This window comes from Buttiauxella agrestis ATCC 33320, from assembly GCF_000735355.1.
In the GTDB taxonomy this organism is placed as follows: Bacteria; Pseudomonadota; Gammaproteobacteria; order Enterobacterales; family Enterobacteriaceae; genus Buttiauxella; species Buttiauxella agrestis.
This window is the reverse complement of record NZ_JMPI01000011.1, coordinates 72,399-99,169: the sequence shown is the minus strand read 5'-3', so window position 1 is coordinate 99,169 and position 26,771 is coordinate 72,399. Positions and strand designations below refer to the sequence as shown.

Below are 26,771 nucleotides of genomic sequence, written 5' to 3'. Positions count from 1 at the left end.
TCAACAAAGCACAAATACTGTGACGCATGAGCCCGAGCTTTGTTACAATTAGATGCAATTTCATTGTCGGTGTAAGCTTTGCCTTTCACCAGTCTGGTCGTATTCACACGGAGTGGTGCCACGAGCAGGCGATTAATAATGGAATGCATATCGGCAACTACACAAGAAACACAACAAAAAAGCCGAGTTCAGCCAGGCTGACTTTGATCAGCGGTCTTAACCGATGTGCCAGGAACACTGAATGGAACTTTTGACGCAACTACTGAATGCTCTGTGGAGCCAGGATTTTGAAACGCTCGCCAATCCAGGAATGATTGGCATGCTTTACTTCGTTTTATTCATGATTTTATTCCTTGAAAACGGCCTGTTACCGGCAGCTTTCCTGCCTGGTGATAGCTTACTGGTCCTGGTTGGCGTGCTGATTGCCAAAGGAGCAATGGGTTTTCCGGAAACTGTTTTACTGTTAACAACCGCAGCGAGTCTCGGTTGCTGGCTCAGTTATATTCAAGGGCGCTGGCTTGGGAATACGCGAATCGTACAAAACTGGCTTTCGCACCTCCCCGCTCACTATCACCAGCGTGCACACAACCTGTTCCATAAACATGGCCTGTCCGCATTACTGATTGGTCGTTTCATTGCATTTGTTCGCACCCTGTTACCGACTATTGCGGGTTTATCGGGTCTGAATAATGCGCGCTTCCAGTTTTTTAACTGGATGAGTGGCCTGTTATGGGTACTGATCCTCACCACGCTGGGATATCTGCTCGGAAAGACGCCGGTATTCCTGAAATATGAAGATGCATTGATGTCCTGCCTGATGCTGTTGCCAGTGGTGTTACTGGTCATTGGCCTGTTCGGTTCGTTGATTGTGCTCTGGCGTAAAAAATACGGTAACCGCAGTTAGAGAGGGATGACGATGAATACACGCTTTTTTCGTGGCTTTCGGGCCACGATGTTAGTCAGTGCCATTGCGCTGGGTGCCTTGCTTATCTGGTCTGGCATGCAACGCTCTGAATCTACACTTGAAATACGCTCAAGCCAGCAGGGTATCAGCATGCCTGATGGCTTTTTTGTCTGGCATCACCTGGATGCCAACGGTATTCGCTTTAAAAGCATTACCCCTGAAAACAATTCTTTATTGATCAAATTTGATTCAAGCGCGCAAAGTGAAGCCGCCAAAGCCGTGTTGTACAAGACACTGCCGCATGGCTATGTCATCGCTCAACAAGAAGAAGCTGACAGCGCCAGTGCCTGGCTTACTCGCGTCCTGAATGAAAACATCCGCATTGGTTAGCCCTTTCCTGAAATCCTAATTTGTTAACAGGAATTGGGTTTTTACTCAGTTTCTGACTATGCTTGTTTTGACTTAAATCGCTACAAATCATCATTTTCGTCTGATTTCTGGATCTTTGTGTGCTTTACCTTGCGGCTAAACGTACATTCACAATGGAAGGTTTTTTATCATGAACACTCGTACCGTATTGGCTATCGCCTTGTTATCTCTGACATCTGCCGCGCAAGCTAGCTCGCTGTGCAGTGAAAAAGAACAAGATATCCAGCGAGAAATTGGCTATGCGGAGAAACACCAGAACCAGAGTCGTGTTGATGGGCTTAATAAAGCGTTGAAAGAAGTCCGCGCCAATTGCACAGACAGCAGTTTACGTGCAGCGCATCAGAAAAAAATCACCGAACAAAAAGCCGAAATCACCGAGCGTAAAGCCGACCTGAACGAAGCGCGCGCGAAAGGCGACGCGGATAAAATTTCAAAGCGGGAGCAAAAACTGGCCGAAGCTGAACATGAGCTGAAGACCTTGCAGGCCCGTGATTACTAAGCATTCCAACTGAGAAGACTTAATAAAAAACCAGGAGAGAACTATGTCTAAAGATACTACTTCAGAACATTTGCGCGCTGAGTTGAAATCCCTGGCAGATACCCTTGAAGAGGTGCTAAGTGCCTCAACGGATAAGTCGAAGTCCGAACTCGAAAAATTGCGTGGCAAAGCGGAAAAAGCCCTGAAAGAAAGCCGTGTGCGCCTGGGTGATACTGGTGATGTGATTGCCAAACAAACCCGAGAAGCTGCGGCAAAAGCTGACGATTACGTTCGTGAAAATCCATGGACTGGCGTTGGCATTGGGGCGGCGATTGGCGTCGTGCTCGGTGTCCTACTGACACGCCGTTAATTATGCCTGAATCCCATCAACCTCAAGGGCCGGGAAAAGGCGTCCTCGGAATCGGTCAGCGCCTCGTCACCATCATCGTTGGGATGGTGGAGACGCGCGTGCGACTTGCCGTTGTCGAACTGGAAGAGGAGAAAGCGCATCTCGTCCAGTTGCTGCTAATGCTTGGGTTAACCATGCTATTTGCCGCATTTGGCTTAATGAGTCTGGTGGTGTTGGTTTTCTGGGCGGTCGAACCGCAATATCGTCTGAATGCCATGATTGCGACAACCGTCGTATTGCTGGCATTAGCCTTTATTGGCGGGATCTGGACGCTCCATAAATCGCGCCAGTCCACGCTCCTACGCCATACCCGACGCGAGCTAGAAAACGACCGCGCATTGCTGGAAGATGACAAGCCATGAGTGACCGCAAGCTGAATAGACGCAAAGCATTTTTACTCAGCCAAATTCAACAACAGCGGCTGGATTTAAGTGCGGGTAAACGCGACTGGCTTGAAGCGACAGGCTCGTATGACCGGGGCTGGCTCACATTTATGAGCCTGCGCAGTTATGCGTTGATTGCCAGCAGCGTGATGGCTATCTGGACAGTGAAGCATCCCAGCTTCTTTATGCGCTGGGCCAGACGCGGATTTGGTGCCTGGAGCGCATGGCGCCTGGTTCGCAACACTATCCAGCAGCAAACGCATTAATCTAAAACGCCGCCTTTTCAGGCGGCGTTTTTATTAATCAGTAATATTGAAGAACATCGACAGAATTCCTTGCTAACAATCCCTTAACGCCCCGCTTATTATTCCCCACATCAAACGCAGTCACCGGTAACTACCGGAAATTGCAAAGACAAACATCCCTGGGCTGATAGCACCCACAAGAGATTCGCTGGAGAGTAAAATGAAAAAATTAGATGATGCAGGTGTACTGTTAGCTCGTGTCCTGATGCCGATTCTGTTCATCGTTGCAGGCTGGGGCAAAATTAATGGTTATGCCGGCACTCAACAATATATGGAAGCGATGGGCGTTCCGGGGTTCTTACTGCCACTGACCATTCTGCTTGAGTTTGGCGGCGGCCTGGCGATTCTGTTCGGTTTCTTTACTCGTACTACAGCGATTATTACCGCGGTATTCACGATTCTGACAGCATTCTTGTTCCACGGTGATTTCAGCCAGGGCATGAACTCAACCATGTTTATGAAGAACTTCACCATTGCCGGTGGTTATCTGTTGCTGGCAATCTTCGGACCGGGTGCATACAGCATCGACCGCCTGCTGAAGAAAAACTGGTAAGGCTCTATACTTAGTTTCACTAAAAGCGAAGGTTAATCCCTTCGCTTTTTTGTTTTTAACGTCTACGAAGAGGAATGAAAACATGGGACAGCTAATTGACGGCGTCTGGCACGATGTCTGGTATGACACCAAATCGACCGGTGGCAGCTTCAAACGTTCGGAGTCAGCATTTCGTAACTGGCTGACCGCAGATGGTGAGCCGGGCCCGAGCGGTAAAGGTGGTTTTTCCGCTGAGAAAGACCGCTACCATCTGTATGTTTCCCTCGCCTGCCCCTGGGCGCACCGCACGTTAATCATGCGCGCCTTGAAAGGCCTCGAGTCTTTCATTTCTGTATCCGTGGTTAACCCGCTAATGCTGCAAGATGGCTGGACGTTTGACGACGATTTCCCGAATGCCACCGGCGATGGCTTGTATCAGCACGAATATCTTTATCAGCTTTATCTGCAAGCCGACCCCGATTACACCGGGCGCGTCACCGTTCCCGTTTTATGGGATAAGAAAACGCAGACGATTGTCAGCAACGAATCCGCTGAAATCATCCGTATGCTAAATACTGCATTTGATGCCAAAGGCGCTCGCGCCGGGGATTACTACCCAACGGCATTACGCGGCAAGATTGACGAGCTGAATGGCTGGATTTACGACACCATCAATAACGGTGTGTATAAAGCAGGTTTTGCCACTTCGCAAGAAGCCTACGACGAAGCCGTGACCAAAGTGTTTGAATCCCTGGCGCGCGTCGAGCAAATCCTCGGTCAGCATCGTTATTTAACGGGCAACCAGCTCACAGAGGCCGATATTCGCCTGTGGACAACACTGGTGCGTTTCGACCCGGTCTATGTCACACATTTTAAATGCGACAAACACCGCATTAGCGATTACCTGAATATCTACGGGTTCCTGCGCGATATTTATCAGATGCCTGGCATTGCGGAGACCGTCGATTTCGCACATATCCGTAACCATTATTATCGCAGCCACAAAACCATTAACCCAACCGGCATTATTTCTATCGGGCCTGCTCAGGATTTAAATGAGCCACACGGGCGCGACGAGCGGTTTAACCAGGGTTGATAAAATTCACCCAAGCTATGATTTACGTAAAATCCATTCACGGCTATTCTTGAATTAGATCGCTTACAGATCAAGTAATTGATTACTTTTAAGGCAGGCTAAAAATGGATTGGTATTTCAAAGTATTAAGAAATTATGTTGGCTTCAGTGGACGTGCGCGCCGTAAAGAGTTCTGGATGTTCATCCTCGTCAACCTTGTGCTGACTGGCGTATTGAGCATTCTGGACAAAATGTTAGGGCTGCGGATTGCGAAAGATGAAGGTCTGCTCACGACCATTTATGGTGTGCTGATATTCCTGCCTTACTGGGCCGTGCAGTTCCGCCGCCTGCACGATACCGATCGTTCAGCATGGTGGCTGTTGTTGCTGTTAATCCCGATTGTCGGCTGGCTGATTATTCTGGCGTTTAACTGCCAGAACGGCACGCCGGGTGAGAATCGCTTTGGTTCCGACCCGAAAGCATTAGATACCCGGCTCGTTAGCGAATAATACTTTTCCCCTCACCCCACCCCTCTCCCTGAGGGAGAGGGAATTGTCCGGTTTTCCCCCTCTCCCTCAGGGAGAGGGCCGGGGTGAGGGCATACCCACTACTTCAATAATTTTGGAATTTCACGCAAGCACCAGGCTTTCGCCTCACCCATACTATCGCGTCGCCACGCCATAATAATGTCAATTTCATTGGTATATTCAGGACTCACCACGCGCAAACGTCCCTCGGCAATATCCTGCTCCACCAGAGGATAAGGCATCGTCGCCACACCCAAACCTGCCAGCAGCGCCTGGCGTTTATCTTCCATGCTGCTCACCGTCAGGCGCGGCTGTTTATCCAGCAACTGCACCGTGATGACCGGGCGTTCACGCGCCGTATCCGCGACCGCAATACCGCGATATTTCACACGTGTGACTTCCGAAAGTGGCTCCGGCTCGTTGTGGATCGGGTGATCAGGTGCCGCGACATACACGCTCAATATTTTGTACAACTTGCGCGAGTTAATTTCTGACGACGAACGAAAATGCATATCCGGCGCAATCACGATATCCGCACGCCCTTGCTCTAAACGCTCCCACGAACCTGCCAGCACTTCTGTAATAATCGAAAGCTGCGTGTCGGCTTTGTCGGCTAGCTTTTCTACTAACGGATACAGTTTCGCCGTAGGCACCAGCGCCTCGGTCACAATGGTGAGATGCGTTTCCCAACCGCGCGCCAGCGCTTCCGCATCGGTAGTGAGTTTTTCAGCCGCTTCGAGCAAAACTCGCCCGCGTTCGAGCAACATGCGCCCGACGTTAGTAAATTTGGTGCGATGGCCTGAACGGTCAAACAGTACGACATCCAGCTCTTCTTCCAGTTTCTGCATGGTGTAACTCAGTGCCGACGGCACGCGCCCCAGCTCATCAGCGGCTGCGGCAAAACTTCCGCGTCGGTCAATGGCATCCATGACCCGCAATGCTTCCAGCGTCAATGCTCTCTCTTTAGCCATCTCGTTCTCATTCAGGAAATTTGAACATACCAAGCAGATTAACTGGCTAACAATGAAGCGTCCAGAGTTTTACCATGGTCATAGTGTAAAAAGAGGTCAAAAAATTATGATTACGCCAAGAACTGCCAAACAATGTGGGAAAGCGGACTATGGATGGCTGCAAGCCCGCTATACGTTTTCCTTCGGTCACTATTTCGACCCGAAATTGCTGGGCTATGCTTCATTGCGCGTTCTCAACCAGGAAGTGTTAGCGCCCGGCGCATCGTTCCAGCCGCGTACCTATCCAAAGGTCGATATTCTTAATCTGATTCTCGAAGGTGAAGCGGAATATCGCGACAGCGAAGGCAACCACGTTCAGGCCAAAGCGGGTGAAGCCTTACTGCTTTCGACTCAACCGGGGCTGAGTTACAGCGAGCATAACCTCAGCAAAGAGCAATCTCTCACGCGCATGCAGCTGTGGTTAGATGCCTGCCCGGAGCGCGAAAACCCGCTGGTACAAAAACTCACGCTTTCAGATGGGCCGCAGCAATTACTGGCCTCACCTGATGGACGCAATGACAGCCTGCAACTGCGCCAGCAAGTGTGGATTCACCAGATTGAACTGGAAAAAGGTCAGCAGTTGAGTTTCCAGTTACATGGGCCACGCGCTTATTTGCAGTCGATTCACGGAACCGTTCACGCGGTCACCGCCACCGAGGAAAAAGAAGGGCTGACCTGTGGCGATGGTGCTTTTATCCGTGACGAGGCTAACATTACGCTGGTTGCAGATACCCCATTGCGAGCATTACTGATAGATTTACCGGTCTGACCAGTATCAGGAATGGACCAACAGGAGTTATCCGTGAGCAAGAAATCATCGACGAAGAAAACGACCAAAAAAGCAGTGTCAGCGGTTGTGGTTGCGACAACAACCGCTGATGTCGAGCTGAGTTACGACGAGATGCTCAACGAACTGGAAGCGATTGTTGTCGAAGCAGATGTACGGCTGGCGGAAGAAGAAGCCAGCCTCTGAATTACGCGACCTTATTCGCCATTATCGCAATGATCTGACGATCGGTGTGCTGCATCGCCTGGCTTGCCAGGGCACAAAGATTACGGATCGACTGCTCCACATCGTGAGCAACGATCCCTTCATTTCCGCTGACCGACGTATTATCGAGCGCCATCAGCACCGCTTTCCATGCCGAAGCGGCGCTGGTAGACACTTTCATCGCGCAACTGTTTGAAGCACCATCACAAATCATCCCGCTAACATCACCAATCATATTGCTGATAGCCATTGAGATACTCTTGTAGCTGCCGTCGATTAACCAGGTGATCCCTGCCGCCGCCCCCATTGCTGCGGTAGTTGCCGCGCATAACGCAGAGAGTGACGGCAACTGATGGTGAATATAAATCGCCGTCAGATGCGACAGTATCAGCGCCCGCGCCAGTTTTTCACTGTCACAGGCGAGATGTTCAGCCACGACAACCACCGGCATTGTTGCGGCGATACCCTGATTGCCAGATCCTGAGTTGCTCATTGCCGGAAGACACGCGCCTCCCATACGCGCATCAGAAGCGGCGGCAGTGCGAATCATAATATCGCTCAACAGATCCTTTGCCATCAGGCCACGATCCAGCTGGCGCTGTAACGTCGAACCGATATGCAAACCGTACTGCGCCCGCAAACCTTCACGGGAAAGCTCGTTATTCAACAAGGCCGCATCGAGAATAAAACCAATCTCATCAAAGGGGACACACTGCGCAAACTCAACAATCTGCTCAAGACTTACCTTTTCCATAGAGCAGGTTTGCGCCTTCCCTTCTACCTGGCAATCTTCAGCGGCATCAAACAGCACATCACCGTCTTTCTCGATTCTGATGACTCGCGTGTGTTCGCCCGCGATGACCACCGTTGCCGACTCTTTGGCGGTAAATACCGTCACACAGGTATATAAAATCTCATCGCACGGTTGTTGAATGCTGACCTTCACATCACCACGCGCCAACAGTAACTTCGCGGCGGCAATCGCCTCAACCGGCGCGCCTTTGAGCACTTCCAGTCCCGCAAGCGGGTCGCCCCCGAGCGCACCCACCGCGGCAGCGATAGGCAGGCCGACCATCCCGGTTCCCGGAACGGTAACACCCATACCATTTTTCATTAGATTCGGTGAAACGCGAGCCTCGATGCGTATCACTGGCCCCGCGAGATGCGAGGCGGCCAATGCGCTTGCCAGCGCCAGCGAAATAGGTTCTGTGCAGCCCACTGCGGGCTTCACATTTTGTTTCACAGCAAGGATGAGTTCAGCCCATGCCGGGTTAATTGAAGAATTTGCCATTTTTTAGCCTTAACGCTTATATCCAGAAAACACACGCCTGCACTCAGGAGAATGCAAGGAATGGAGAAATACACAATAAGAGGCCAGTGATAACAATAATGACCAGTGAGACACCTTTATATTTATGCAATGCCGGGACTTTATAGACCAGCCACGCTGGAATTAAGCACCCAACCATGCCAAATATTGGGCTACAGATTGAGGTAAAACTTAATACCGGGGCATTCAGTACAATCGCACTCCACGCCAGTAATATGGCGAAAACCATAATTCCGCGCTGTACCCATTTCTCATTAATTTTTTCCGCAGGCATTTTACGACGCAGAATATTAATCACGATACCTTGGGTGGCTTCACGGAACCCGAGATAAACCCCAAAGAAGGCGGTCATAACAGCGAAGATATTTAATATCACGCTGACCACTGTGACCCATGCACCGGCATTTCCGTTAATAAACTGGGCGGCAATAGCCAACGCTGAAATATTTTGTTCATACGCTTTTACCGCTTCGTCATGCCCCATCGCCAGAGTGAAAGAGACGGCATAAAAGAACACGGTCACAAACAGAATACCGAAAGCGATATTCATCGCACGCAGCGCTTTAAAACGAGCCACTTCGCGTGATTTTTCTTTAGAACGGTACGAGATAACCATCGGGCTAAGCGTCTGGATAAACAGAATAGACGTCAGCGTAAAGGGCAGCGTAATAATCGCATTCTTCAGCAGCAAGCCCATGGGCGGCAGCGTGCCTGCGTTATACAAGTGCCACATCCCGACCATTGAAACACCCAGTGCGGCGACGACTAAAAGCTTGGTTAGCACCATGTATCTTGAAACTTTAAATAAGAGCTTTTCACCGCGCGATGAGATGGCGACCAGAATACAAATCAGCACCAGGCCGTAGAAGGGATTATCCGATAGCAGCCCTTCCGTGACGCCAAAGGTATGTAAATAAGAGGCGCTGTCATTAGTGATGGCCGTGGAGTAAACAAACATCCAGATAACCAGCATAATGAAGTAGAGTAAACCCAATAATACCCCCCAGTTTTTACCCAAATAACCGCTTATCACACTCGGGTAATCTTTACACTCCGGGGATTCCGCCAGCGTATTAATAAATAAACGCTGAAACAGATACATGGCTGGGTAGCCGACTATCGAGGAAAGAAGGAAAACCCATAATCCCATCAACCCAACCTGAACGGGTAAAAATACTATTCCCGCCCCAATTGCCATGCCAATACTCATAATAATCCAGCCGACATCAGTGCTGTCAAATTTGGTGGCGGCTTGCCATTCACTTTCCGTCATTCCTGCGCGATTCGATGCCGGAATATTAACGGCAGTAATGCTTCCTGTTTCCATAAAAATGCTCGCTTTAATGTGTAGGTTTTAATTGTGAGTGTTAATTACAGAGTGATTTTCCAGACCATTAAAAACCTGAGATGTGTTTTCTGGTCTTATTCGAATGTAAAAAGAATAGCGCGAGCGGAGGAGAAAAAATTTGCTACTCACTCTGCACATTCGGGATAAAAGAGTAAATAATTCTCCATTCAGAGAAATATCTTCAGTTTTGATTCACGTTTTGCATTTTGAGTAGGAAATAATTATCAAAGCTGTTTGAGTAATATCTTAATTTGTTGTTTTTAAAAGATTTTCTTTCAATTGTTTCCCTAAAGCGGAATTGATTCTCAACAAGGCAATGTGAGCTGACGCAACAAGCGAGGTTAATAGCCTGTGACATTAGACCAAATGTATTTTGATGCACTTCACACTCTGGCAGAGCTTTAGCACGAACCTCTGATTATTGTTTCAATAAGGTTAAGGTTGAGATTTTTTCACTGCTATTAAGACATTTCCATACAGTTAACGATCACGAGAGACGGTTAACGCAAGTTTCCCCGTTCTCAATCCCCAGTTGGTAGAGCGTAAATGGTGTGTGTTTTTCGATAAGTGTCGCCAGTTCAGGCGAATGGCTGGTGAGCCAGATTTGCGTGTAACGACTCGCTTCGGCAATCAGGCGAGCCAGCGCAGGCAGCATCTGCGGATGCAGGCTGTTTTCCGGCTCATTCAAGGCAATAAAACGTGGCGGACGCGGACTGAGTAATGCCACAGTCAGGCAGAGAAATCGCAGCGTGCCGTCAGAAAACTCAGCTGACTCCAGCGGGCGATTAATACCCTGCCGGTGCATCATCATCTGGAAACGCCCATTGCTGTTATCACAGAAAAACAGGCATTCCGGAAACGCCTCAGCCAACACCTCGAACAGCAATTCGCTATCGCCAATCTCAACGATGGTCTGGAAGGCCGCGGCCAGATTCAAACCGTCTCCAGACAAAACGGGCGAGCGATAACCCACCTGCGGCAAACGCAGACCCGCACCTTTAGTAATGTCGAATTCGTGATAAAAGCGCCAGTTGCGTAACGTTTCTCTAGCGCTGGAGACTTCCGGATAAAGATGCGGTTCGCCCAATTGACCAAATAACGATTCATTTTCGTAAAGCGTCGCTGCATGCGTCACTTTCTCGCCGTTGACATCGTTGAGAAAAACCGCCTGGTTGCGGCGATGCATAATGGATGACGAAGGGCGGCGACGAAAACCACTCAGCCAGATTTGCTCCTCTTTCACGATAGGATCGAGATCGAACATGGTCGGATACGGCAGTTTATCTGGGAATCCGACCTGCAATTCGTACTCGAAATCGTCGGTATCCACCGCAAGCGTCATCCGCCGAGGCGCGCTGGCATAGCCTTTGGCGCGGGAGCCTGCCCACATAACCTTCTGGATCCCACCCTCATCTGACAACCAGTGTGAAAGCTGCCCGGTTGCAGCACCGTGAATCAGGTGAATCGCCTTATAAATGTTGGATTTTCCGCAGCCATTCGGGCCGAAAACGACGTTCAGGCGACCGAGATCGATGGAGAGTTTGCGCACTGAGCGGTAATTGTCGATGTACAGGGACTTGATCATGGCGGTGTGGGATCCGGTGATGGCGAGAGTCGTATTATGGCAATTGTTTGCGCTCATCCCAACCCAAAAACAAAAACCCCGCCGAAGCGGGGTTATTGTTGAATGGTTGAAGCTGACCGATAAGCCGGGTTCTGTCGTGGACAGTCATTCATCTAGGCCAGCAATCGCTCACTGGCTCAAGCAGCCTACCCGGGTTCAGTACGGGCCGTACCTTGTGAACCCCTATTTGGCCTTGCTCCGGGTGGAGTTTACCGTGCCACGAACTGTTACCAGTCGCGCGGTGCGCTCTTACCGCACCCTTTCACCCTTACCTGATCCCGCTTGCGCGGGCCATCGGCGGTTTGCTCTCTGTTGCACTGGTCGTGGGTTTCCCCCCCAGGCGTTACCTGGCACCCTGCCCTATGGAGCCCGGACTTTCCTCCCCTCCGCCCGTCTCCCCCCGAAGGAGGACGACGACGAAGCGGCGACTGTCTGGTCAGCTTCGGCGCGGATTATAGAGGGTTTGCCCCCCCATGTCACGCATGCTTAACGAGTGATGTTCATCCCAATCTCAACGGTTGCTGCAATATCACGCGAGGCACGATAAATATTATCGAATGCATTTTTCAGCGCGTCTTCCAATGTGCCGATACTATTGAGCACGCTAAACACAGCATCAATGCCGTACTGATGAACAATAGCGACATCACTGGTCAGCGAACCGGCGATCCCAATCACCGGTTTGTGGTACTTTTTGGCGACCGCAGCCACGCCCACCGGGACTTTGCCACGAATGCTCTGGCTGTCCATGCGCCCTTCACCCGTCACCACCAGCGAACAGTCGTGAATATGCTCTTCAAGATGTAGTGCTTCGGTCACGATCTCTACGCCGCTGCGTAAATCTGCGCCGAGGAATGCCATTAATGCAGCGCCCATACCGCCTGCTGCTCCGGCACCTTCTGCATTTTTCACATCAACATGTAAGTCTTTTTTAATCACATCAGCAAAGTGAGCAAGGTTGGCGTCTAGCTCAACTATCATCGCTTCACTGGCCCCTTTTTGCGGCCCGAAAACGCGCGAAGCACCATTGTCGCCAATGAGTGGATTGGTGACATCACAGGCCACGTTGATCACACAATCCGCCAGCCGACCGTCGAGTCCTGACACATCAATGCTGTTTAAACTCATTAAACTGCCGCCGCCGTGGCTAATCTCTTTGCCTGTCGCGTCGCACAGTTTGGCCCCCAGCGCCTGCACCATGCCCGCGCCACCATCATTGGTCGCACTGCCGCCGATGCCAATAATAATGTTGCGCGCACCGTTATCCAGAGCGCGCAAAATCAGCTCTCCGGTTCCATGCGACGTGGTAATCAGAGGGTTGCGTTCCTCAATCGGCACCAGCGCTAAACCACTGGCTTCTGCCATTTCGATAAACGCGGTTTTACCGTCACCAGACATTCCCCAATAGGCGCTCACCGGCTCGCCCAACGGGCCAGTCACCGTTGTGGTAATTTTCCTGCCCTGCGTGGCACTGATCATGGCATCGACCGTACCTTCCCCGCCATCTGCAACCGGGACCGATATATATTCCGCATCAGGAAATATTTCGCGGAAACCTTTTTCAATGGCTTTAGCCACATCAACCGCGCAGAGGCTTTCTTTATAAGAGTCGGGTGCGATTACGATTTTCATAGTGTGTCCATGCCAAAAAAGTGCCGAGAAAATCGGGCACCAGAGGTGCCCATCTCTTTATTTGCTGACTTCTACTTTCGCCAGTTTTTCGTAGTAGCACGCGATTGCGCTGTGGTCATCGTTACCGTGGCCGTCTGCACGCAGCGCCTGCATCATTTCCATGACCGCCGCCGTCAGTGGCAGTTGCGCGCCCACGCCGTGGGAAGTATCCAGTGCGTTTGCCAAATCTTTAATGTGCAGATCGATGCGGAAACCTGGCTTGAAGTTACGATCCAGAACCATTGGCGCTTTCGCTTCCAGAACGGTGCTGCCCGCAAGGCCGCCACGAATCGCCTGGAAGACTAATTCTGGGTTTACACCTGCTTTGGTCGCCAGCACCAGTGCTTCAGACATCGCCGCAATGTTCAGCGCCACAATCACCTGGTTTGCCAGTTTGGTGACGTTGCCTGCGCCGATATCACCGGTGTGCACCACGGAACCAGCCATAGATTTCAGCAGGTCGTAATACTTGTCGAAAATCGCTTTGTCGCCGCCAACCATTACAGATAGGGTGCCTTCAATCGCTTTTGGCTCGCCGCCGCTCACTGGCGCATCCAGCATGTCGATGCCTTTGGCTTTCAGCGCTTCGCTAATTTCGCGGCTCGCCAGCGGTGCGATCGAACTCATGTCGATAACCACGGTGCCCGGTTTTGCCCCTTCGATAATGCCGTTTTCGCCCAGCGCCACTTCTTTCACGTGCGGGGAGTTTGGCAGCATGGTGATAATCACATCACACTGCTCGGCAATCTCTTTCGGGGTAGCAGCAGTTTCTGCACCGGCTGCGATAATTTCAGCAATCACCTCTGGATTACGGTCGGCAACCACCAGTGAATAACCGGCTTTGATGAGGTTTTTACTCATTGGTTTGCCCATGATGCCAAGGCCAATAAACCCAACTTTCAGTGTCATAATTCAGTCTCTCTTTTCAGGTGGTGGTTATTTTTTAAAGGAATCAGCCAATTTCTGGGTTGCTGAACGGAAGCAGCCTAAATCACTGCCCACAGCCACAAAGGTGGCGCCCCATTCCATATAACGACGCGCGTCGGCTTCAACCGGAGCCAGAATGCCAGCCGGTTTACCGTGAGCTTTAGCACGGGCAAAGATGTGTTTGATGCATTGCTGCACTTCCGGATGCGAGGCATTTCCTAAATGTCCTAATGCCGCCGCCAGGTCGCTTGGGCCAACAAAAATCCCGTCCACGCCATCTGTTGCGGCAATCGCATCAACGTTGTCCACGCCCTGCTGGCTCTCGATTTGCACCAGAATCGTGATGTTCTTATTCGACTGCGCAAAATAATCCGGCACGGTGCCAAACATATTGGCGCGGTGAGAAACGGACACGCCGCGAATGCCTTCTGGCGGATAGCGGGTTGAAGACACTGCCAGCGCCGCCTCTTCCTGAGTTTCAACAAACGGAATCAGGAAGTTGTAGAAACCGATATCCAGCAAACGCTTGATGACCACCGGGTCGTTGGTTGGCGCACGAACCACTGCCGCACTTTCGCTGCCTTTTAACGCCATCAGTTGTGGAATAAAAGTGGTGATATCGTTTGGCGCATGTTCGCCATCCAGCACAATCCAGTCAAACCCGGCCAGGCCCAGCACTTCGGTGCTGATAGGGTTTGCCAGCGCTGACCAGCAACCAATTTGCGTCTGGTGTGCTGCCAGCGCTGCTTTGAATTTATTGGGGAAAACGTTGGTATTCATCTGTTGCCCTTATTTATCCAGTTATCCGTTGAGTGAATTACTTCTGCAATTCCATACGTTTAATGTCACCCACTACGAACAGATAACAAACCATTGCCATCAGCGCCGAACAGCCAACAAAGATCAGCGCCGCATTGAAGGAGTGAAGTTCAGAAACCAGGTAACCAATCACCAGTGGAGTCACGATAGACGCTACGTTACCAAACACGTTGAATACTGCACCGCACAGGCCAACCATCTCTTTTGGTGCCGTATCCGCGATAACCGGCCAACCCAGCGCACCGAAACCTTTACCGAAGAAAGCGAATGCCATCAGCGTGACAACCAGTGCCGTGCTATCGGTGTAGTTACACAAAATGATGGTGGAAGCGAGTAGCATCCCGAGCACAATCGGTATCTTACGAGCTACGGTCAGTGAGTAACCGCGTTTGATTAACGAATCAGAGAACACGCCGCCCAACACGCCACCGGCGAAACCACACAGCGCCGGGATGGAAGCAACCATGCCTACTTTCAGAATCGACATACCTTTATCTTGCACCAGGTAAATCGGGAACCATGTCAGGAAGAACCAGGTGATGGTATTGATAAAGTACTGACCGAAGAACACGCCCAGCATCATGCGGTTAGTCAGCAACTGCTTGATGTAATGAAGTTTTGGCCCTTCAACCACTGCACCTGGTTTTTTGTGGTCCATATCAACCACGGCGCCACCTTTCGTGATGTAGTCCAGTTCTTCTTTAGACATACGAGGGTGGTCAGTTGGGTTGTGAATAAACTTCACCCACAGGAAAGTCAGCACAAAACCGATTCCGCCCATCACTGTAAAGACATGCTCCCAACCCCATGCGAAGGTCAGCCAGCCGAGTAATGGAGAGAACAGTGCCAGGGAGAAATACTGTGCGGAGTTAAAAATCGCAGAAGCAGTACCGCGTTCTTTGGTTGGGAACCAGGCCGCCACAATACGGGCGTTAGCCGGGAATGATGGCGCCTCGGAGAAACCGAGCATAAAGCGCATGATGAACATGGAAATACCCGCATACGCCAGCGGCACCATATCCACAAAACCTTGCATGAACGTAAACAGCGACCAGAAGAACAGACTGTAGGTATACACTTTCTTCGAACCGTAGCGGTCAAGTAACCATCCGCCAGGGATTTGCATCAGCAGGTAAGCCCAGCCGAAAGCTGAGAAAATATAGCCCATTGAGATTGCACTGAGCTGTAATTCTTTAGCAACTTCAGTACCCGCAATAGAAAGAGTAGCGCGATCGGCATAGTTAATCGTCGTCACAATAAATATAATTAATAATATTAAGTAGCGGGTGTGCTTCCCTTTTTTTGCTTCCACAGCTGTATCTAAAATCATTTTCTACATCCTCTGTTGCGGGTACTTAATTCAAGGATTTTTTATTTATATAAAGCGTTATCTCACGAATATTTGTTCGGATAATACCGCTCTGGAAATTTACCTGGTGTTTGTCATTCGCAACACAGTATAGCCAGCACAGAACAAATGGACATTAGGCATATGCACAATAGATAACATTAAAAACATCTAATAGTTAAACCTATGCACATGTTTGTGGGGTGTATTGCACAATTTTATAGATTGCTCCCCCTATGCAATATGGCGTCATGATATTAAGTGATCAACGTCACATTTTTATTTCTCGTGTCCTGACATTCTTTATTTAGCTTGTGAGACAATCACGATTAGAAAATTATTTAATTAACATTCAGGTTGATTCTGGAGAATAGCGACGATGTCAAATATAGAAATTAAACAACAACCCCCTGGGTCGTTTTATATAAAAGTTCATGAGACAGATAATGTCGCTATTATTGTTAATGACAATGGCCTGAAAGCGGGTACGCGTTTCCCGGATGGTTTGGAACTCATCGAACATATCCCGCAAGGTCACAAAGCCGCTCTGGTCGATATTCCTGCCCACGGTGAAATCATTCGTTATGGGGAAGTGATCGGCTACGCAGTAAGGGATATTCCACGCGGTAGCTGGATTGACGAATCATTGGTGGAATTGCCAAAAGCCCCACCGCTTCACACCCTGCCATTAGCGACCAAAGTGCCTGAGCCATTGCCACCGCTGGAAGGCTACACTTTTGAAGGCTATCGCAACGCGGATGGCAGCGTCGGCACCAAAAACCTGCTTGGCATCACCACCAGCGTGCATTGCGTCGCAGGCGTGGTGGATTACGTCATCAAAATTATTGAACGTGATTTACTGCCGAAATACCCCAATGTGGACGGCGTGGTCGGGCTGAATCACCTGTACGGCTGTGGTGTGGCGATCAACGCACCTGCGGCAGTCATTCCCATTCGCACCATCCATAACATCGCCCTGAACCCGAATTTTGGTGGCGAAATTATGGTCATTGGCCTCGGCTGCGAGAAGTTGCAACCGGAGCGCCTGCTGGAAGGCACCGATGACGTGCAGCCGATTAATGTTGGCGACGCCAGTATTGTGCGTCTGCAAGACGAACACCACGTCGGCTTTAAATCAATGGTCGATGACATTCTTAACGTCGCCGAGCGCCATCTCGCCAATCTGAACAAACGCCAGCGCGAAACCTGCCCGGCATCAGAACTGGTTGTCGGTATGCAGTGCGGCGGCAGCGATGCGTTCTCCGGCGTGACCGCAAACCCGGCGGTCGGTTACGCATCAGATTTATTAGTGCGCTGCGGCGCAACAGTCATGTTCTCGGAAGTGACGGAAGTGCGCGATGCCATCCACCTGTTAACGCCACGTGCCATCAACGAAGAAGTCGGCAAGCGTCTGCTCGAAGAGATGGAATGGTATGATAACTATCTGGACATGGGCAAAACCGACCGTAGCGCCAACCCCTCTCCAGGCAACAAAAAAGGCGGCCTGGCCAACGTGGTGGAAAAAGCCCTCGGCTCCATTGCTAAATCTGGCCAGAGCGCGATTGTCGAAGTGCTTTCGCCAGGTCAACGCCCAACCAAACGCGGCCTGATTTACGCCGCCACACCAGCCAGTGATTTCGTTTGTGGCACACAGCAGGTGGCTTCCGGCATTACAGTGCAAGTGTTCACTACCGGTCGCGGAACGCCATACGGCTTGCTGGCAGTCCCGGTGATTAAAATGGCCACCCGCACCGCACTGGCAAACCGTTGGTACGACTTAATGGATATCAACGCAGGCACCATCGCCACCGGTGAGGCGACCATTGAGGATGTCGGCTGGGAGTTGTTCAAATTTATTCTGGATGTGGCGAGCGGACGCAAGAAAACCTTCTCGGATCAGTGGGGGCTTCACAACGCATTAGCCGTTTTCAACCCGGCACCAGTGACCTGATTTGATTCACAAATGGCGGATGACGCTAACGCTTATCCGCCCTACAACCGCTATCCCGGCACTTTCTCGCGGCAAACCTGCAACACCAACTGCCGCAGCCAGCGATGCGCCGGATCTGCTTCCGAACGCGGGTGCCACATCAACGACACCGTAATCTCATTGGTTTTCACCGGCAGCTCAAAAACATGAAGCCGCGCTTCCCCGGAATTGCCATATAACCCCGGCTGATTGAGCAAGAAAGTCGCTGGCACCAAAGCCACTAAATCAGACGCCTGAGCCACTGCTAACGCAGCAGGAAAACCCGGCACCAACGCGGCAATCTTGCGTTCTAAATTCAGCTCTGCCAGCAGCATATCAACCGGGCCGATTCCGCGATCGTGACGCGACACCACCACATGCCCCAACGCAGCATACCTCGCAGGGGTAATTTCACTTTCTTGCTCAAGCGGATGATCCTTTCTGACCACACCGACGAACTTGTCGCGATACAACGCCGTAATACGAATTTCTGGCCCCATTTCCCCGAGTACGCCGACTTCAAAATCAATCTGCCCCTCGCGTAAATACTTCGCCGTTTTCTCCGGTTTAGGCATAAAACGCAGTTGCACGAAAGGTGCGACAGTGGCCACCGCCGCAATCAACGCGGCACCAAAAATCTCGATGAATCCCGCATTGGTGCGCAGGGTGAAACGGCGCTCAAGCGTAGCAAGATTGAGCGCGGCTTTTGCCGGACGCAGAATCGCACGGGCCTCAAACACTGCGTTTTGCGTACGCGGCCGAATCTCCTCTGCGTAAGGTGTGAGCACCATATTGCGCCCGGCGCGCACCAGTAAAGGGTCACCCGTAGTATTGCGCAGGCGGCTTAACGTACGACTCATGGCCGACGCGCTGAGTCCCAAACGACGCGCAGCACCCGCCACACTTCCTTCAGCCAGAAGCACATCAAGCGCAATGAGTAAGTTCAAATCGGGTTCATTCATATTCAGCATGGTCACTCGTCATTGAAAATGAGAGAAGGCGTTTCATGCATCTTTAAAGTGCAAATGCTGCGCCTTCCGCCATATCTAATACACCGCTATATTTCCGCTATCAACCCGTAAAATAGAGTTTCCACAAATGGCGTTATTTTCCAGTCAACCCGGCGATGAAGGTTTACCCGGCTTCGAGCGTGGTTTAGCGATGGCTGCCGTCATGACAATGGCGGCAATGGTGGTGTTCGACGGCTCGATGATTAACATCGCGCTGCCGCAGATCGCCCGGTCACTTAACGCCTCCGTTGGCGCTACCGTCTGGGTGGCGAATGGCTACCTGCTATCGGCGGCAATGACGCTGGCGATCTTCGCCGCACTTTCCAGCCGCCTCGGGTTCCGCTCCGTTTTCATTTTTGGCCTGAGCGTTTTCACGCTCGCCTCTGTGGGTTGTGCGTTATCGACATCACTGGATATGTTAATCGCCATGCGCGTCTTACAAGGGATTGGCGGGGCTGCCACGTTAAGTATTGGCCCGGCCATTCTGCGCTCGGTTTTCCCTAACCGCCTGTTAGGGCGCGTCCTTGGTCTCAATGCCTTATTGATAGGCACCAGCACCGCTATCGCGCCCATTCTCGGGGGAACCATACTCTCGACATTGAGCTGGCAATGGCTGTTTGCGATTAACATTCCACTGGGCATTATCGCGATGCTACTCGCCTTGCGTGTGGTGCCACATAATCCGGCGTTAAAGCGTGAACCGTTTGATTACGCAGGAGCTGTGCTTTCCGCCGTTGCGTTAGGCGCACTGGTGATGGCCGCCGATGCTTTTACACATCAGGGAAATAGCGACCTGATAACCGCATTGATTTATGGTGGCATCGCAATATTCACCGGAATGGCGTTCGTCTGGGTTCAACGCCGCGCAACAAAACCGCTGCTGCCGCTCAACATTTTTGCCTCTTCCCGATTTTCGCTGGCCGCGCTCACTTCTTTGGCGTCTTTTGTCAGCCAGGGAATAACCTTTATCGCACTGCCCTTCCTGTTTCAGAGCGTTTACGGTTACAGCGCGCTGGTTTCAGCACTGCTTTTCACACCGTGGCCCATCGGCATCATTCTGGCCGCACCCCATGCCGGGCGCCTTGCCGACCGCTATTCAGCGGCGATCATTTCCACCATTGGCTTGAGTATTTTTGCGGTTGGCCTGGCATTACTGGCGATGCTCCCGGAACACGCTCAGGCGTGGGATATCTGCCTGCGTAGCCTGTTATGCGGCATCGGTTTTGGCTGCTTCCAAAGCCCGAACAACCGAGAAATGCTGTCCAATGCCTCACGCGAAAACAGCGGCTACGCCTCAGGCGTGCTGGCGATTATGCGCACCTTTGGTCAGTGCCTGGGTGCTGCCTTTGTTGGCGTGTTGATGTCGATTTATGCGCAGAGCAGCGCCATACATATCAGCCTATGGCTGGCGGTGATTGCGACGGTGTTAGCTATCGTGCTGAGTGTGAGTCGGTTGCGGGGATATAAATTAGCGGCGGGGTGAGATGAGTTAAGTAGGGTGGATAAGCGCAAGCGCCATCCACCGCTTATACGATTAGGCTTCGCCCACCAAAACGACTTCAATGCCGCCTTTACGCAGCCCCTTCAGGCTCTCTTCAGGAATACCCGCGTCGGTGATCACCATATGGATCCGTTGGGTATCAATGATCTTATGCAGGCTGGAGCGGTTAAATTTCGTAGAGTCCGTGACTACAATTACGCGTTCAGCCACTTCACACATGCGGCGGTTGAGTCGCGCTTCATCTTCATTATGCGTGCTGACACCGCGTTCAAGATCGATGGCATCAACGCCGAGGAATAGCATGTCGAAGTGATAGTTTTGCAGCGATTGATCGGCCTGATCGCCGTAGAATGACAGCGACTGGCGGCGCAAATGCCCGCCGGTCATCAGCAATTCCACGCCTTCTGCTTCAAGCAATGCATTCGCCACGTTCAAACCGTTAGTCATGGCGATGACTTCTTTATGGTTGCGCAGGTGGCGCGCAATTTCATAAGTCGTGGTGCCGGAGTCAAGAATAACGCGGTGGCCCGGTTTAATAAGATCTGCCGCCGCGCGCGCGATGCTGCGTTTCAGCGAGGTATTCAGAGAGCTTTTATCTTCAACCGTCGGTTCAACCGCCGCCGTCCCTGAATCGCAGACCAGCGCCCCGCCGTAAGCACGCACCGCCACGCCCTGCTTTTCAAGGAAAGCCAGATCGTTACGGATCGTCACCGTCGAAACACCAAAAAATGAAGAGAGATCATTAACCTGCACACTTCCCTGCTGGCGAAGACGCTGAATAATGTGTTCGCGTCTTTCACTTGTACCTGTTACACGCTTGTCCGTTGCTGCGTCGGTATTGCTCATAATAGATCCTTTCATAAAACCTTTCGTTTCATTTCACTTCGCCTATTAACACCTTTCTTTTCGCGGAAAGCAAGCCTTTACATCGCCTGCTGCATTCACTGTTGTCGTGTCAAATAGGCTTTCATTATGTTTCTTTTGCGAAACAGATCGCAATTCTATTATCTTTCGTTTTGTTTTTATCGCACGATACACCACTATTAAATGAAACAAATCGAAAGACAAATAGTTCCCCAACTCATACGGAGAGGAAAGTGAAACATTTAACCGCGTTTGTGGCCGACCATAAACAGGACTCACGATGTGGCATTTTTGCCGTCTGTTCCGCTCACCCAATGGTTCTCGAAGCGGCAATGCGCCATGCAAGAGAAGCCAAATCTCTCTTATTGATTGAAGCGACGTCCAACCAGGTCGATCAGCATGGCGGTTACACCGGAATGACGCCGCAACACTTCCGCGAGTTTGTTGAGTCAATGGCAGACCAGTATCACTTTCCACACGAAAACCTGATTCTGGGCGGCGATCACCTTGGCCCAAACCGCTGGCAGGGACTGAACGCAGAAGAAGCCATGCGCAATGCAGATGAGTTGATTCGTTACTATGTCGCCGCAGGTTTTAAAAAGATCCATCTCGATTGCAGTATGTCCTGCGCTGATGACCCGGTGCCGTTGACCGATACTATTGTTGCGATGCGCGCCGCAAGACTGGCGAAAATTGCCGAACAAACCTGTGCTGAGAAATTCGGCGAGTCCGATTTAGTTTACGTTATCGGCACTGAAGTTCCGGTTCCCGGCGGCGCGCACGAAACGCTGGCGGAACTCGCGGTGACAACACCGCAGGCCGCAAAAGCCACACTGGAAGCTCACCGTCACGCTTTTGAATTACAAGGTTTAAGGGATATCTGGCCGCGGATCATTGGCCTGGTCGTTCAGCCAGGCGTTGAGTTCGACCACACGCAAGTTATCGATTATCAGCCGGAAAAATCACTTTTCCTGAGTCAGATGATTGAAGCGTTCGACACCCTGGTGTTTGAAGCGCATTCCACCGATTACCAGACCCCGCAGGCATTGCAGCAGCTGGTTCAGAACCACTTTGCGATTCTGAAAGTCGGCCCGGCGCTGACCTTCGCACTCCGTGAAGCGCTGTTCTCACTGGCCGCTATCGAGCATGAACTACGCCCGGTACATAAATGCTCAGGTCTTCGGGAAGTGCTGGAAAACGTCATGCTCGAACAGCCCGAATACTGGAAACACCATTATCACGGCAATACCAGCGACTGCCGTCTGGCACGTGGCTACAGCTTCTCTGACCGCGTCCGCTATTACTGGCCGGATCGTGAGATTGACGAAGCATATTCAAACCTTGTTACTAATCTGGCCGGTGAATCTATTCCTTTGCCGCTCATCAGTCAGTATCTGCCACTTCAATACGCTAAGGTCCGTGAAGGAAAAATCGCGGCCACGCCGCATGAGCTGATTATCGACCATATCCAGGACGTGTTGCATCAGTACCATTGTGCCTGCCATGGCACACAGCAATCTCCATTAACACAATGATAATAAGAGGAAAAAAACATGCCAAACATTGTATTAAGCCGCATTGATGAGCGACTGATTCACGGCCAGGTAGGCGTTCAATGGGTCGGATTTTCCGGAGCAAACCTCGTCCTCGTGGCTAACGACGAAGTTGCCGAAGATACGGTACAGCAAAATTTGATGGAGATGGTTCTGGCGGAAGGAATTGCCGTGCGTTTCTGGTCGCTGCAAAAAGTTATCGACAATATTCACCGCGCAGCCGACCGCCAGAAGATCCTTTTGGTTTGCAAAAACCCTAATGATTTTCTGACGTTAGTAAAAGGTGATGTGCCTGTTTCGCGGATCAACGTCGGCAACATGCACTACGCAGAAGGCAAAAAACAAATCGCGAAAACCGTCTCTATAGATGACCAGGATATTGCCGCTTTTGATGGCCTACAAAAGGCCGGAGTGGAATGTTTTGTTCAGGGTGTGCCGACGGAATCCGCGCAGGATCTCTACAAACTCCTCTGAGGGATTTTCTATGGAAATTAGCTTATTACAGGCGTTAGCGTTGGGTATTCTGGCCTTTATTGCGGGTCTGGATATGTTCAACGGCCTGACTCATATGCACCGCCCTGTCGTCCTGGGGCCGCTGGTTGGCTTGATTCTTGGCGATCTTCATACCGGTATTTTATGTGGCGGTACGCTGGAACTGGTGTGGATGGGCCTTGCACCATTGGCAGGCGCACAGCCACCTAACGTGATTATCGGCACCATTGTTGGCACCACATTTGCCATCACAACAGGTGTAAAACCTGAAGTCGCAGTGGGTGTTGCGGTGCCGTTCGCCGTGGCCGTGCAAATGGGGATTACCTTCCTGTTCTCAATTATGTCCGGCGTGATGGCGCGCTGCGATCGCATGGCGGCCAACGCCGACACCGACGGCATTGAACGCGTGAATTACCTGGCATTACTCGCACTCGGTATCTTCTATTTCTTGTGCGCCTTCCTGCCCATTTATTTCGGCGCGGAACACGCCAAAACCGCTATCGACTTGCTACCTGCTCGCCTGATTGACGGCCTCGGTGTGGCGGGCGGCATCATGCCAGCCATCGGTTTTGCCGTGTTGCTGAAAATAATGATGAAGAATGTCTACATTCCTTATTTCATTCTCGGCTTCGTGGCTGCCGCCTGGCTGAAACTGCCAGTGCTGGCCATTGCCGCCGCAGCATTAGCCATGGCGCTGATTGATTTCTTACGCAAAGACCCGGCACCGCAGCAACCTACACACGTGAAGCAAGAGGAATTTGAAGATGGGATCTAACGAACAGACTCTGCCAGGCGTTAACGTCGCTGACACCGCCGAGGTCGATAAAAATGATAATGTCTATGAAGATCAGCGTATTGGTGCGGAACTGACTAAACAGGATATTAACCGTGTGGCATGGCGTTCCATGCTGTTACAGGCGTCGTTTAACTATGAACGTATGCAGGCATCCGGCTGGCTTTACGGTTTGTTGCCCGCGCTGAAAAAAATCCATACCAACAAAAACGACCTGGCTCGCGCCATGAAAGGTCACATGGGATTCTTCAATACTCACCCATTCCTCGTGACCTTTGTTATCGGCATTATCCTGGCGATGGAGCGCTCAAAGCAGGATGTGAACAGCATCCAGAGCACGAAAATTGCCGTCGGTGCGCCGCTGGGCGGGATTGGCGACGCCATGTTCTGGCTGACCCTGCTGCCTATTTGCGGCGGTATCGGGGCAAGCCTGGCCTTACAAGGTTCGATACTTGGCGCAGTTATCTTCATCGTACTGTTTAACGTCGTGCATCTCGGCCTGCGTTTTGGCCTGGCACATTACGCCTACCGCATGGGTGTGGCCGCCATCCCATTGATCAAAGCCAACACTCGCAAAGTCGGCCATGCCGCATCTATTGTGGGGATGACGGTGATTGGCGCACTGGTAGCCACTTACGTTCGCCTCTCTACCACACTTGAAATCACCGCCGGCGATGCGGTGGTAAAACTGCAAACTGATGTTATCGACAAACTGATGCCAGCATTTTTGCCACTGGTTTATACCCTGTGCATGTATGCACTGGTGCGCCGCGGCTGGAGTCCACTGCGCCTTATCGGTATCACGGTCATTCTGGGTGTTGTCGGGAAGTTTGCCCACTTCCTGTAAATGAGTCCCTGTAAGCGAGATAAAACAATATGTTAAGTATTATTCTCAGCGGTCACGGTGGCTTTGCCACCGGGCTGGAAAAAGCGATGAAGCAGATCCTCGGTGAACAGGAACAATTTATCGCCATTGATTTCCCTGAAACCTCTTCAACAGCACTCCTGACGGCACAGTTTGAAGAAGCGATCGGCGCATTAGATGAAAGTGAAGACCTGGTTTTTTTAACCGATTTACTCGGCGGCACGCCGTTCCGCGTGGCTTCAACCATGGCGCTAGAGAAGCCAGGGCGTGAAGTCATTACCGGCATCAACCTGCAACTGCTGCTGGAAATGGTGCTGGAGCGCGATGGCCTGAGCAGTAAAGAGTTTCGTCTTCAGGCACTGGAATGCGGCCATCGTGGGTTAACCAGCCTGGTCGATGAAATGGGGCGTTACCGTGAAACGCAGGCGGTTGAGGAAGGAATATGACCACGCTGCTGCGCGCCAGGCGTGTTCTGACCGAACAAGGCTGGCTGGACGATCATCAGTTACGCATTGAAAACGAAACGATTGTCGCCATAGAGCCGATTCCTGCGGGCACTCTGACGCGTGATGCTGAACTGCTTTGCCCAGCTTACATCGACATTCATGTTCACGGCGGCGACGGGGTTGATGTGATGGATGACGACCCCGGCGTCCTCGAGCGGCTGGCAATACACAAAGCGCGTGAAGGTGTGGGTGGCTGGCTGCCCACCACCGTTACCGCTCCGCTTGCGGATATCGAGCGGGCATTGCAGCGAATTGCACAGCGCTATTATCGCGGCGGACAGGGAGCCAGTGTGCTGGGCAGCTATCTTGAAGGGCCGTATTTTACACCGCAGAACAAAGGCGCTCATCCGCCAGAATTGTTCCGCGAGTTAGATATTGCCGAGCTGGACAGGTTGATAGAGGTATCGCAAAACACCTTGCGCGTAGTTGCTCTGGCACCGGAAAAACCCACAGCGCTGGAAACCATCAAGCATCTGAAAAGTCGTGATGTGCGCGTGATGCTTGGCCACAGTGCCGCCAGTTATGAAGAAACCATAATGGCGTTTGATGCCGGAGCCGACGGGCTGGTGCATTGCTTTAACGGCATGACGGGCCTGCACCATCGTAATCCAGGCATGGTGGGAGCGGGTTTAAGCGATAAACGTGCGTGGCTGGAACTCATTGCCGATGGGCACCATGTTCACCCTGCTGTAATGAATATTTGTTGTCACTGCGCGAAATCGCAAATTGTGCTTATCACCGATGCCATGAGTGCCGCCGGAATGCCAGATGGCGACTATTCGATTTGTGGGCATCCAGTGACCATGCAAAATGGCATTGTGAGAACTGGAAGCGGCGGGCTTGCCGGAAGCACGCTCTCGCTTGATGCGGCGGTGCGCAATCTGGTCAACAGCGCTGGCGTTACCGCTGAAGATGCCATTCACATGGCTTCGCTGCATCCTGCAAAAATGCTCGGCCTGGATAACTCTCTTGGCTCCCTGGCGGTGGGAAAACGCGCCAACCTGAATGCGCTTAACCCGCAGCTTTTACTGCAAAACATCTGGATTAACGGCCAGGCTGTCCTCCTGTAGTTCTTTCATTGTGCTCCGTTTTGGTCTGCTAACCACCC

29 protein-coding genes and 1 other RNA gene are annotated in these 26,771 nt (G+C 51.4%); 19 read left to right on the top strand and 11 right to left on the bottom strand.

The window, feature by feature from the left end; genetic code table 11:
• Nucleotides 1–241 precede the first annotated feature (241 nt).
• From yqjA to GBAG_RS02100, 9 genes are all read left to right on the top strand, one after another.
• The gene (gene yqjA / locus GBAG_RS02140) at nt 242–904 is read left to right on the top strand and encodes a DedA family general envelope maintenance protein YqjA (protein WP_034493047.1); all 663 of its coding nucleotides are present in this window, start codon (nt 242–244) and stop codon (nt 902–904) included.
• Between the two features lie 12 nt (nt 905–916).
• Nucleotides 917–1,294: an EnvZ/OmpR regulon moderator MzrA gene (gene mzrA, locus GBAG_RS02135; protein WP_034493044.1), complete on the top strand. Its 378-nt coding sequence runs from the start codon at nt 917–919 to the stop codon at nt 1,292–1,294.
• A gap of 169 nt (nt 1,295–1,463) precedes the next feature.
• Complete coding sequence (locus tag GBAG_RS02130; protein WP_034493041.1) at nt 1,464–1,832, top strand: DUF1090 domain-containing protein; 369 nt, start codon at nt 1,464–1,466, stop codon at nt 1,830–1,832.
• Nucleotides 1,833–1,875: 43 nt separating this feature from the next.
• A complete protein-coding gene (locus tag GBAG_RS02125) occupies nt 1,876–2,181 on the top strand; it encodes an ElaB/YgaM/YqjD family protein (protein WP_034461328.1) in 306 nt (101 codons plus the stop codon).
• A 2-nt stretch (nt 2,182–2,183) separates the two neighbouring features.
• On the top strand, nt 2,184–2,582 hold the full coding sequence (locus GBAG_RS02120; protein ID WP_034493038.1) for a phage holin family protein: 399 nt from the start codon (nt 2,184–2,186) through the stop codon (nt 2,580–2,582).
• A complete protein-coding gene (locus GBAG_RS02115; protein WP_034493035.1) occupies nt 2,579–2,869 on the top strand; it encodes a YqjK-like family protein in 291 nt (96 codons plus the stop codon). The genes GBAG_RS02120 and GBAG_RS02115 overlap by 4 nt, the downstream gene beginning before the upstream one ends.
• Before the next feature lie 199 nt (nt 2,870–3,068).
• The gene (locus tag GBAG_RS02110) at nt 3,069–3,461 is read left to right on the top strand and encodes a DoxX family protein (RefSeq protein ID WP_034493031.1); all 393 of its coding nucleotides are present in this window, start codon (nt 3,069–3,071) and stop codon (nt 3,459–3,461) included.
• 82 nt (nt 3,462–3,543) lie between these two features.
• Nucleotides 3,544–4,536, top strand: coding sequence for a glutathione S-transferase family protein (locus tag GBAG_RS02105; protein ID WP_034493028.1), 993 nt, complete (start codon nt 3,544–3,546; stop codon nt 4,534–4,536).
• Nucleotides 4,537–4,640: 104 nt separating this feature from the next.
• Complete coding sequence (locus GBAG_RS02100; RefSeq protein WP_034493026.1) at nt 4,641–5,024, top strand: DUF805 domain-containing protein; 384 nt, start codon at nt 4,641–4,643, stop codon at nt 5,022–5,024.
• 98 nt (nt 5,025–5,122) lie between these two features.
• Here GBAG_RS02100 and GBAG_RS02095 read toward each other — a convergent pair whose 3' ends face one another.
• On the bottom strand, nt 5,123–6,013 hold the full coding sequence (locus GBAG_RS02095) for a LysR family transcriptional regulator (protein ID WP_034493025.1): 891 nt from the start codon (nt 6,011–6,013) through the stop codon (nt 5,123–5,125).
• A 106-nt stretch (nt 6,014–6,119) separates the two neighbouring features.
• Between GBAG_RS02095 and GBAG_RS02090 the strand changes: the two genes are divergently transcribed.
• Both GBAG_RS02090 and GBAG_RS22895 read left to right on the top strand, forming a co-directional pair.
• A complete protein-coding gene (locus tag GBAG_RS02090; protein WP_034493102.1) occupies nt 6,120–6,821 on the top strand; it encodes a pirin family protein in 702 nt (233 codons plus the stop codon).
• Between the two features lie 33 nt (nt 6,822–6,854).
• The gene (locus tag GBAG_RS22895) at nt 6,855–7,025 is read left to right on the top strand and encodes a hypothetical protein (RefSeq protein WP_167333321.1); all 171 of its coding nucleotides are present in this window, start codon (nt 6,855–6,857) and stop codon (nt 7,023–7,025) included.
• 1 nt (nt 7,026) lies between these two features.
• Here the strand turns inward: GBAG_RS22895 and GBAG_RS02085 are convergent, their stop codons facing one another.
• The 8 genes from GBAG_RS02085 to GBAG_RS02050 all read right to left on the bottom strand — a co-directional run bounded on the left by GBAG_RS02085 (nt 7,027) and on the right by GBAG_RS02050 (nt 16,092).
• Nucleotides 7,027–8,334 (bottom strand): L-cysteine desulfidase family protein, encoded by a 1,308-nt coding sequence (locus tag GBAG_RS02085; protein ID WP_034493023.1) that lies wholly within the window; start codon nt 8,332–8,334, stop codon nt 7,027–7,029.
• Nucleotides 8,335–8,377: 43 nt separating this feature from the next.
• A complete protein-coding gene (locus GBAG_RS02080; RefSeq protein ID WP_034493021.1) occupies nt 8,378–9,700 on the bottom strand; it encodes an SLC5/6 family protein in 1,323 nt (440 codons plus the stop codon).
• Nucleotides 9,701–10,208: 508 nt separating this feature from the next.
• Nucleotides 10,209–11,306 carry an AAA family ATPase gene (locus tag GBAG_RS02075; protein ID WP_034493019.1) on the bottom strand — a complete coding sequence of 366 codons (1,098 nt, stop codon included), beginning with the start codon at nt 11,304–11,306 and terminating at the stop codon, nt 10,209–10,211.
• Nucleotides 11,307–11,410: 104 nt separating this feature from the next.
• An RNA gene (gene rnpB / locus GBAG_RS21805) (RNase P RNA component class A) lies at nt 11,411–11,789 on the bottom strand.
• 42 nt (nt 11,790–11,831) lie between these two features.
• Nucleotides 11,832–12,977: a glycerate 2-kinase gene (gene garK, locus GBAG_RS02065; RefSeq protein WP_034493016.1), complete on the bottom strand. Its 1,146-nt coding sequence runs from the start codon at nt 12,975–12,977 to the stop codon at nt 11,832–11,834.
• 57 nt (nt 12,978–13,034) lie between these two features.
• Nucleotides 13,035–13,925 (bottom strand): 2-hydroxy-3-oxopropionate reductase, encoded by an 891-nt coding sequence (gene garR / locus GBAG_RS02060; RefSeq protein ID WP_034493014.1) that lies wholly within the window; start codon nt 13,923–13,925, stop codon nt 13,035–13,037.
• Between the two features lie 27 nt (nt 13,926–13,952).
• Entirely contained in the window at nt 13,953–14,723 is a 771-nt protein-coding gene (gene garL, locus GBAG_RS02055) for a 2-dehydro-3-deoxyglucarate aldolase (RefSeq protein ID WP_034493012.1), read from the bottom strand.
• A 37-nt stretch (nt 14,724–14,760) separates the two neighbouring features.
• A complete protein-coding gene (locus GBAG_RS02050) occupies nt 14,761–16,092 on the bottom strand; it encodes an MFS transporter (RefSeq protein ID WP_034493010.1) in 1,332 nt (443 codons plus the stop codon).
• 397 nt (nt 16,093–16,489) lie between these two features.
• Between GBAG_RS02050 and garD the strand changes: the two genes are divergently transcribed.
• Nucleotides 16,490–18,061 (top strand): galactarate dehydratase, encoded by a 1,572-nt coding sequence (gene garD, locus GBAG_RS02045; RefSeq protein WP_034493003.1) that lies wholly within the window; start codon nt 16,490–16,492, stop codon nt 18,059–18,061.
• 50 nt (nt 18,062–18,111) lie between these two features.
• Here the strand turns inward: garD and GBAG_RS02040 are convergent, their stop codons facing one another.
• Entirely contained in the window at nt 18,112–19,041 is a 930-nt protein-coding gene (locus GBAG_RS02040; RefSeq protein ID WP_034493100.1) for a LysR family transcriptional regulator, read from the bottom strand.
• 136 nt (nt 19,042–19,177) lie between these two features.
• Here GBAG_RS02040 and GBAG_RS02035 point away from each other — a divergent pair, with 136 nt between their 5' ends.
• Nucleotides 19,178–20,572 carry an MFS transporter gene (locus GBAG_RS02035; protein WP_034493001.1) on the top strand — a complete coding sequence of 465 codons (1,395 nt, stop codon included), beginning with the start codon at nt 19,178–19,180 and terminating at the stop codon, nt 20,570–20,572.
• Nucleotides 20,573–20,623: 51 nt separating this feature from the next.
• On the opposite strand, the gene GBAG_RS02030 is transcribed toward GBAG_RS02035, so the two are convergent.
• Nucleotides 20,624–21,436: a DeoR family transcriptional regulator gene (locus tag GBAG_RS02030; RefSeq protein WP_034493000.1), complete on the bottom strand. Its 813-nt coding sequence runs from the start codon at nt 21,434–21,436 to the stop codon at nt 20,624–20,626.
• A gap of 251 nt (nt 21,437–21,687) precedes the next feature.
• Here GBAG_RS02030 and kbaZ point away from each other — a divergent pair, with 251 nt between their 5' ends.
• Genes kbaZ through nagA form a run of 6 tightly spaced genes read left to right on the top strand, consistent with a single transcriptional unit; the run spans nt 21,688 to nt 26,733 of the window.
• A complete protein-coding gene (gene kbaZ / locus GBAG_RS02025) occupies nt 21,688–22,989 on the top strand; it encodes a tagatose-bisphosphate aldolase subunit KbaZ (protein WP_034492998.1) in 1,302 nt (433 codons plus the stop codon).
• 18 nt (nt 22,990–23,007) lie between these two features.
• Nucleotides 23,008–23,481 (top strand): PTS N-acetylgalactosamine transporter subunit IIB, encoded by a 474-nt coding sequence (gene agaV / locus GBAG_RS02020; protein WP_034492996.1) that lies wholly within the window; start codon nt 23,008–23,010, stop codon nt 23,479–23,481.
• A 10-nt stretch (nt 23,482–23,491) separates the two neighbouring features.
• Nucleotides 23,492–24,274 (top strand): PTS N-acetylgalactosamine transporter subunit IIC, encoded by a 783-nt coding sequence (agaW, locus tag GBAG_RS02015; protein WP_034492995.1) that lies wholly within the window; start codon nt 23,492–23,494, stop codon nt 24,272–24,274.
• Nucleotides 24,264–25,139, top strand: a complete 876-nt coding sequence (agaE, locus tag GBAG_RS02010; protein WP_034492993.1) for a PTS N-acetylgalactosamine transporter subunit IID — start codon at nt 24,264–24,266, stop codon at nt 25,137–25,139. The genes agaW and agaE overlap by 11 nt, the downstream gene beginning before the upstream one ends.
• A gap of 29 nt (nt 25,140–25,168) precedes the next feature.
• Nucleotides 25,169–25,603: a PTS galactosamine/N-acetylgalactosamine transporter subunit IIA gene (agaF, locus tag GBAG_RS02005; RefSeq protein ID WP_034492991.1), complete on the top strand. Its 435-nt coding sequence runs from the start codon at nt 25,169–25,171 to the stop codon at nt 25,601–25,603.
• Nucleotides 25,600–26,733, top strand: a complete 1,134-nt coding sequence (nagA, locus tag GBAG_RS02000) for an N-acetylglucosamine-6-phosphate deacetylase (protein WP_034492988.1) — start codon at nt 25,600–25,602, stop codon at nt 26,731–26,733. Before agaF ends, nagA begins: the two co-directional genes overlap by 4 nt.
• Nucleotides 26,734–26,771 lie beyond the last annotated feature (38 nt).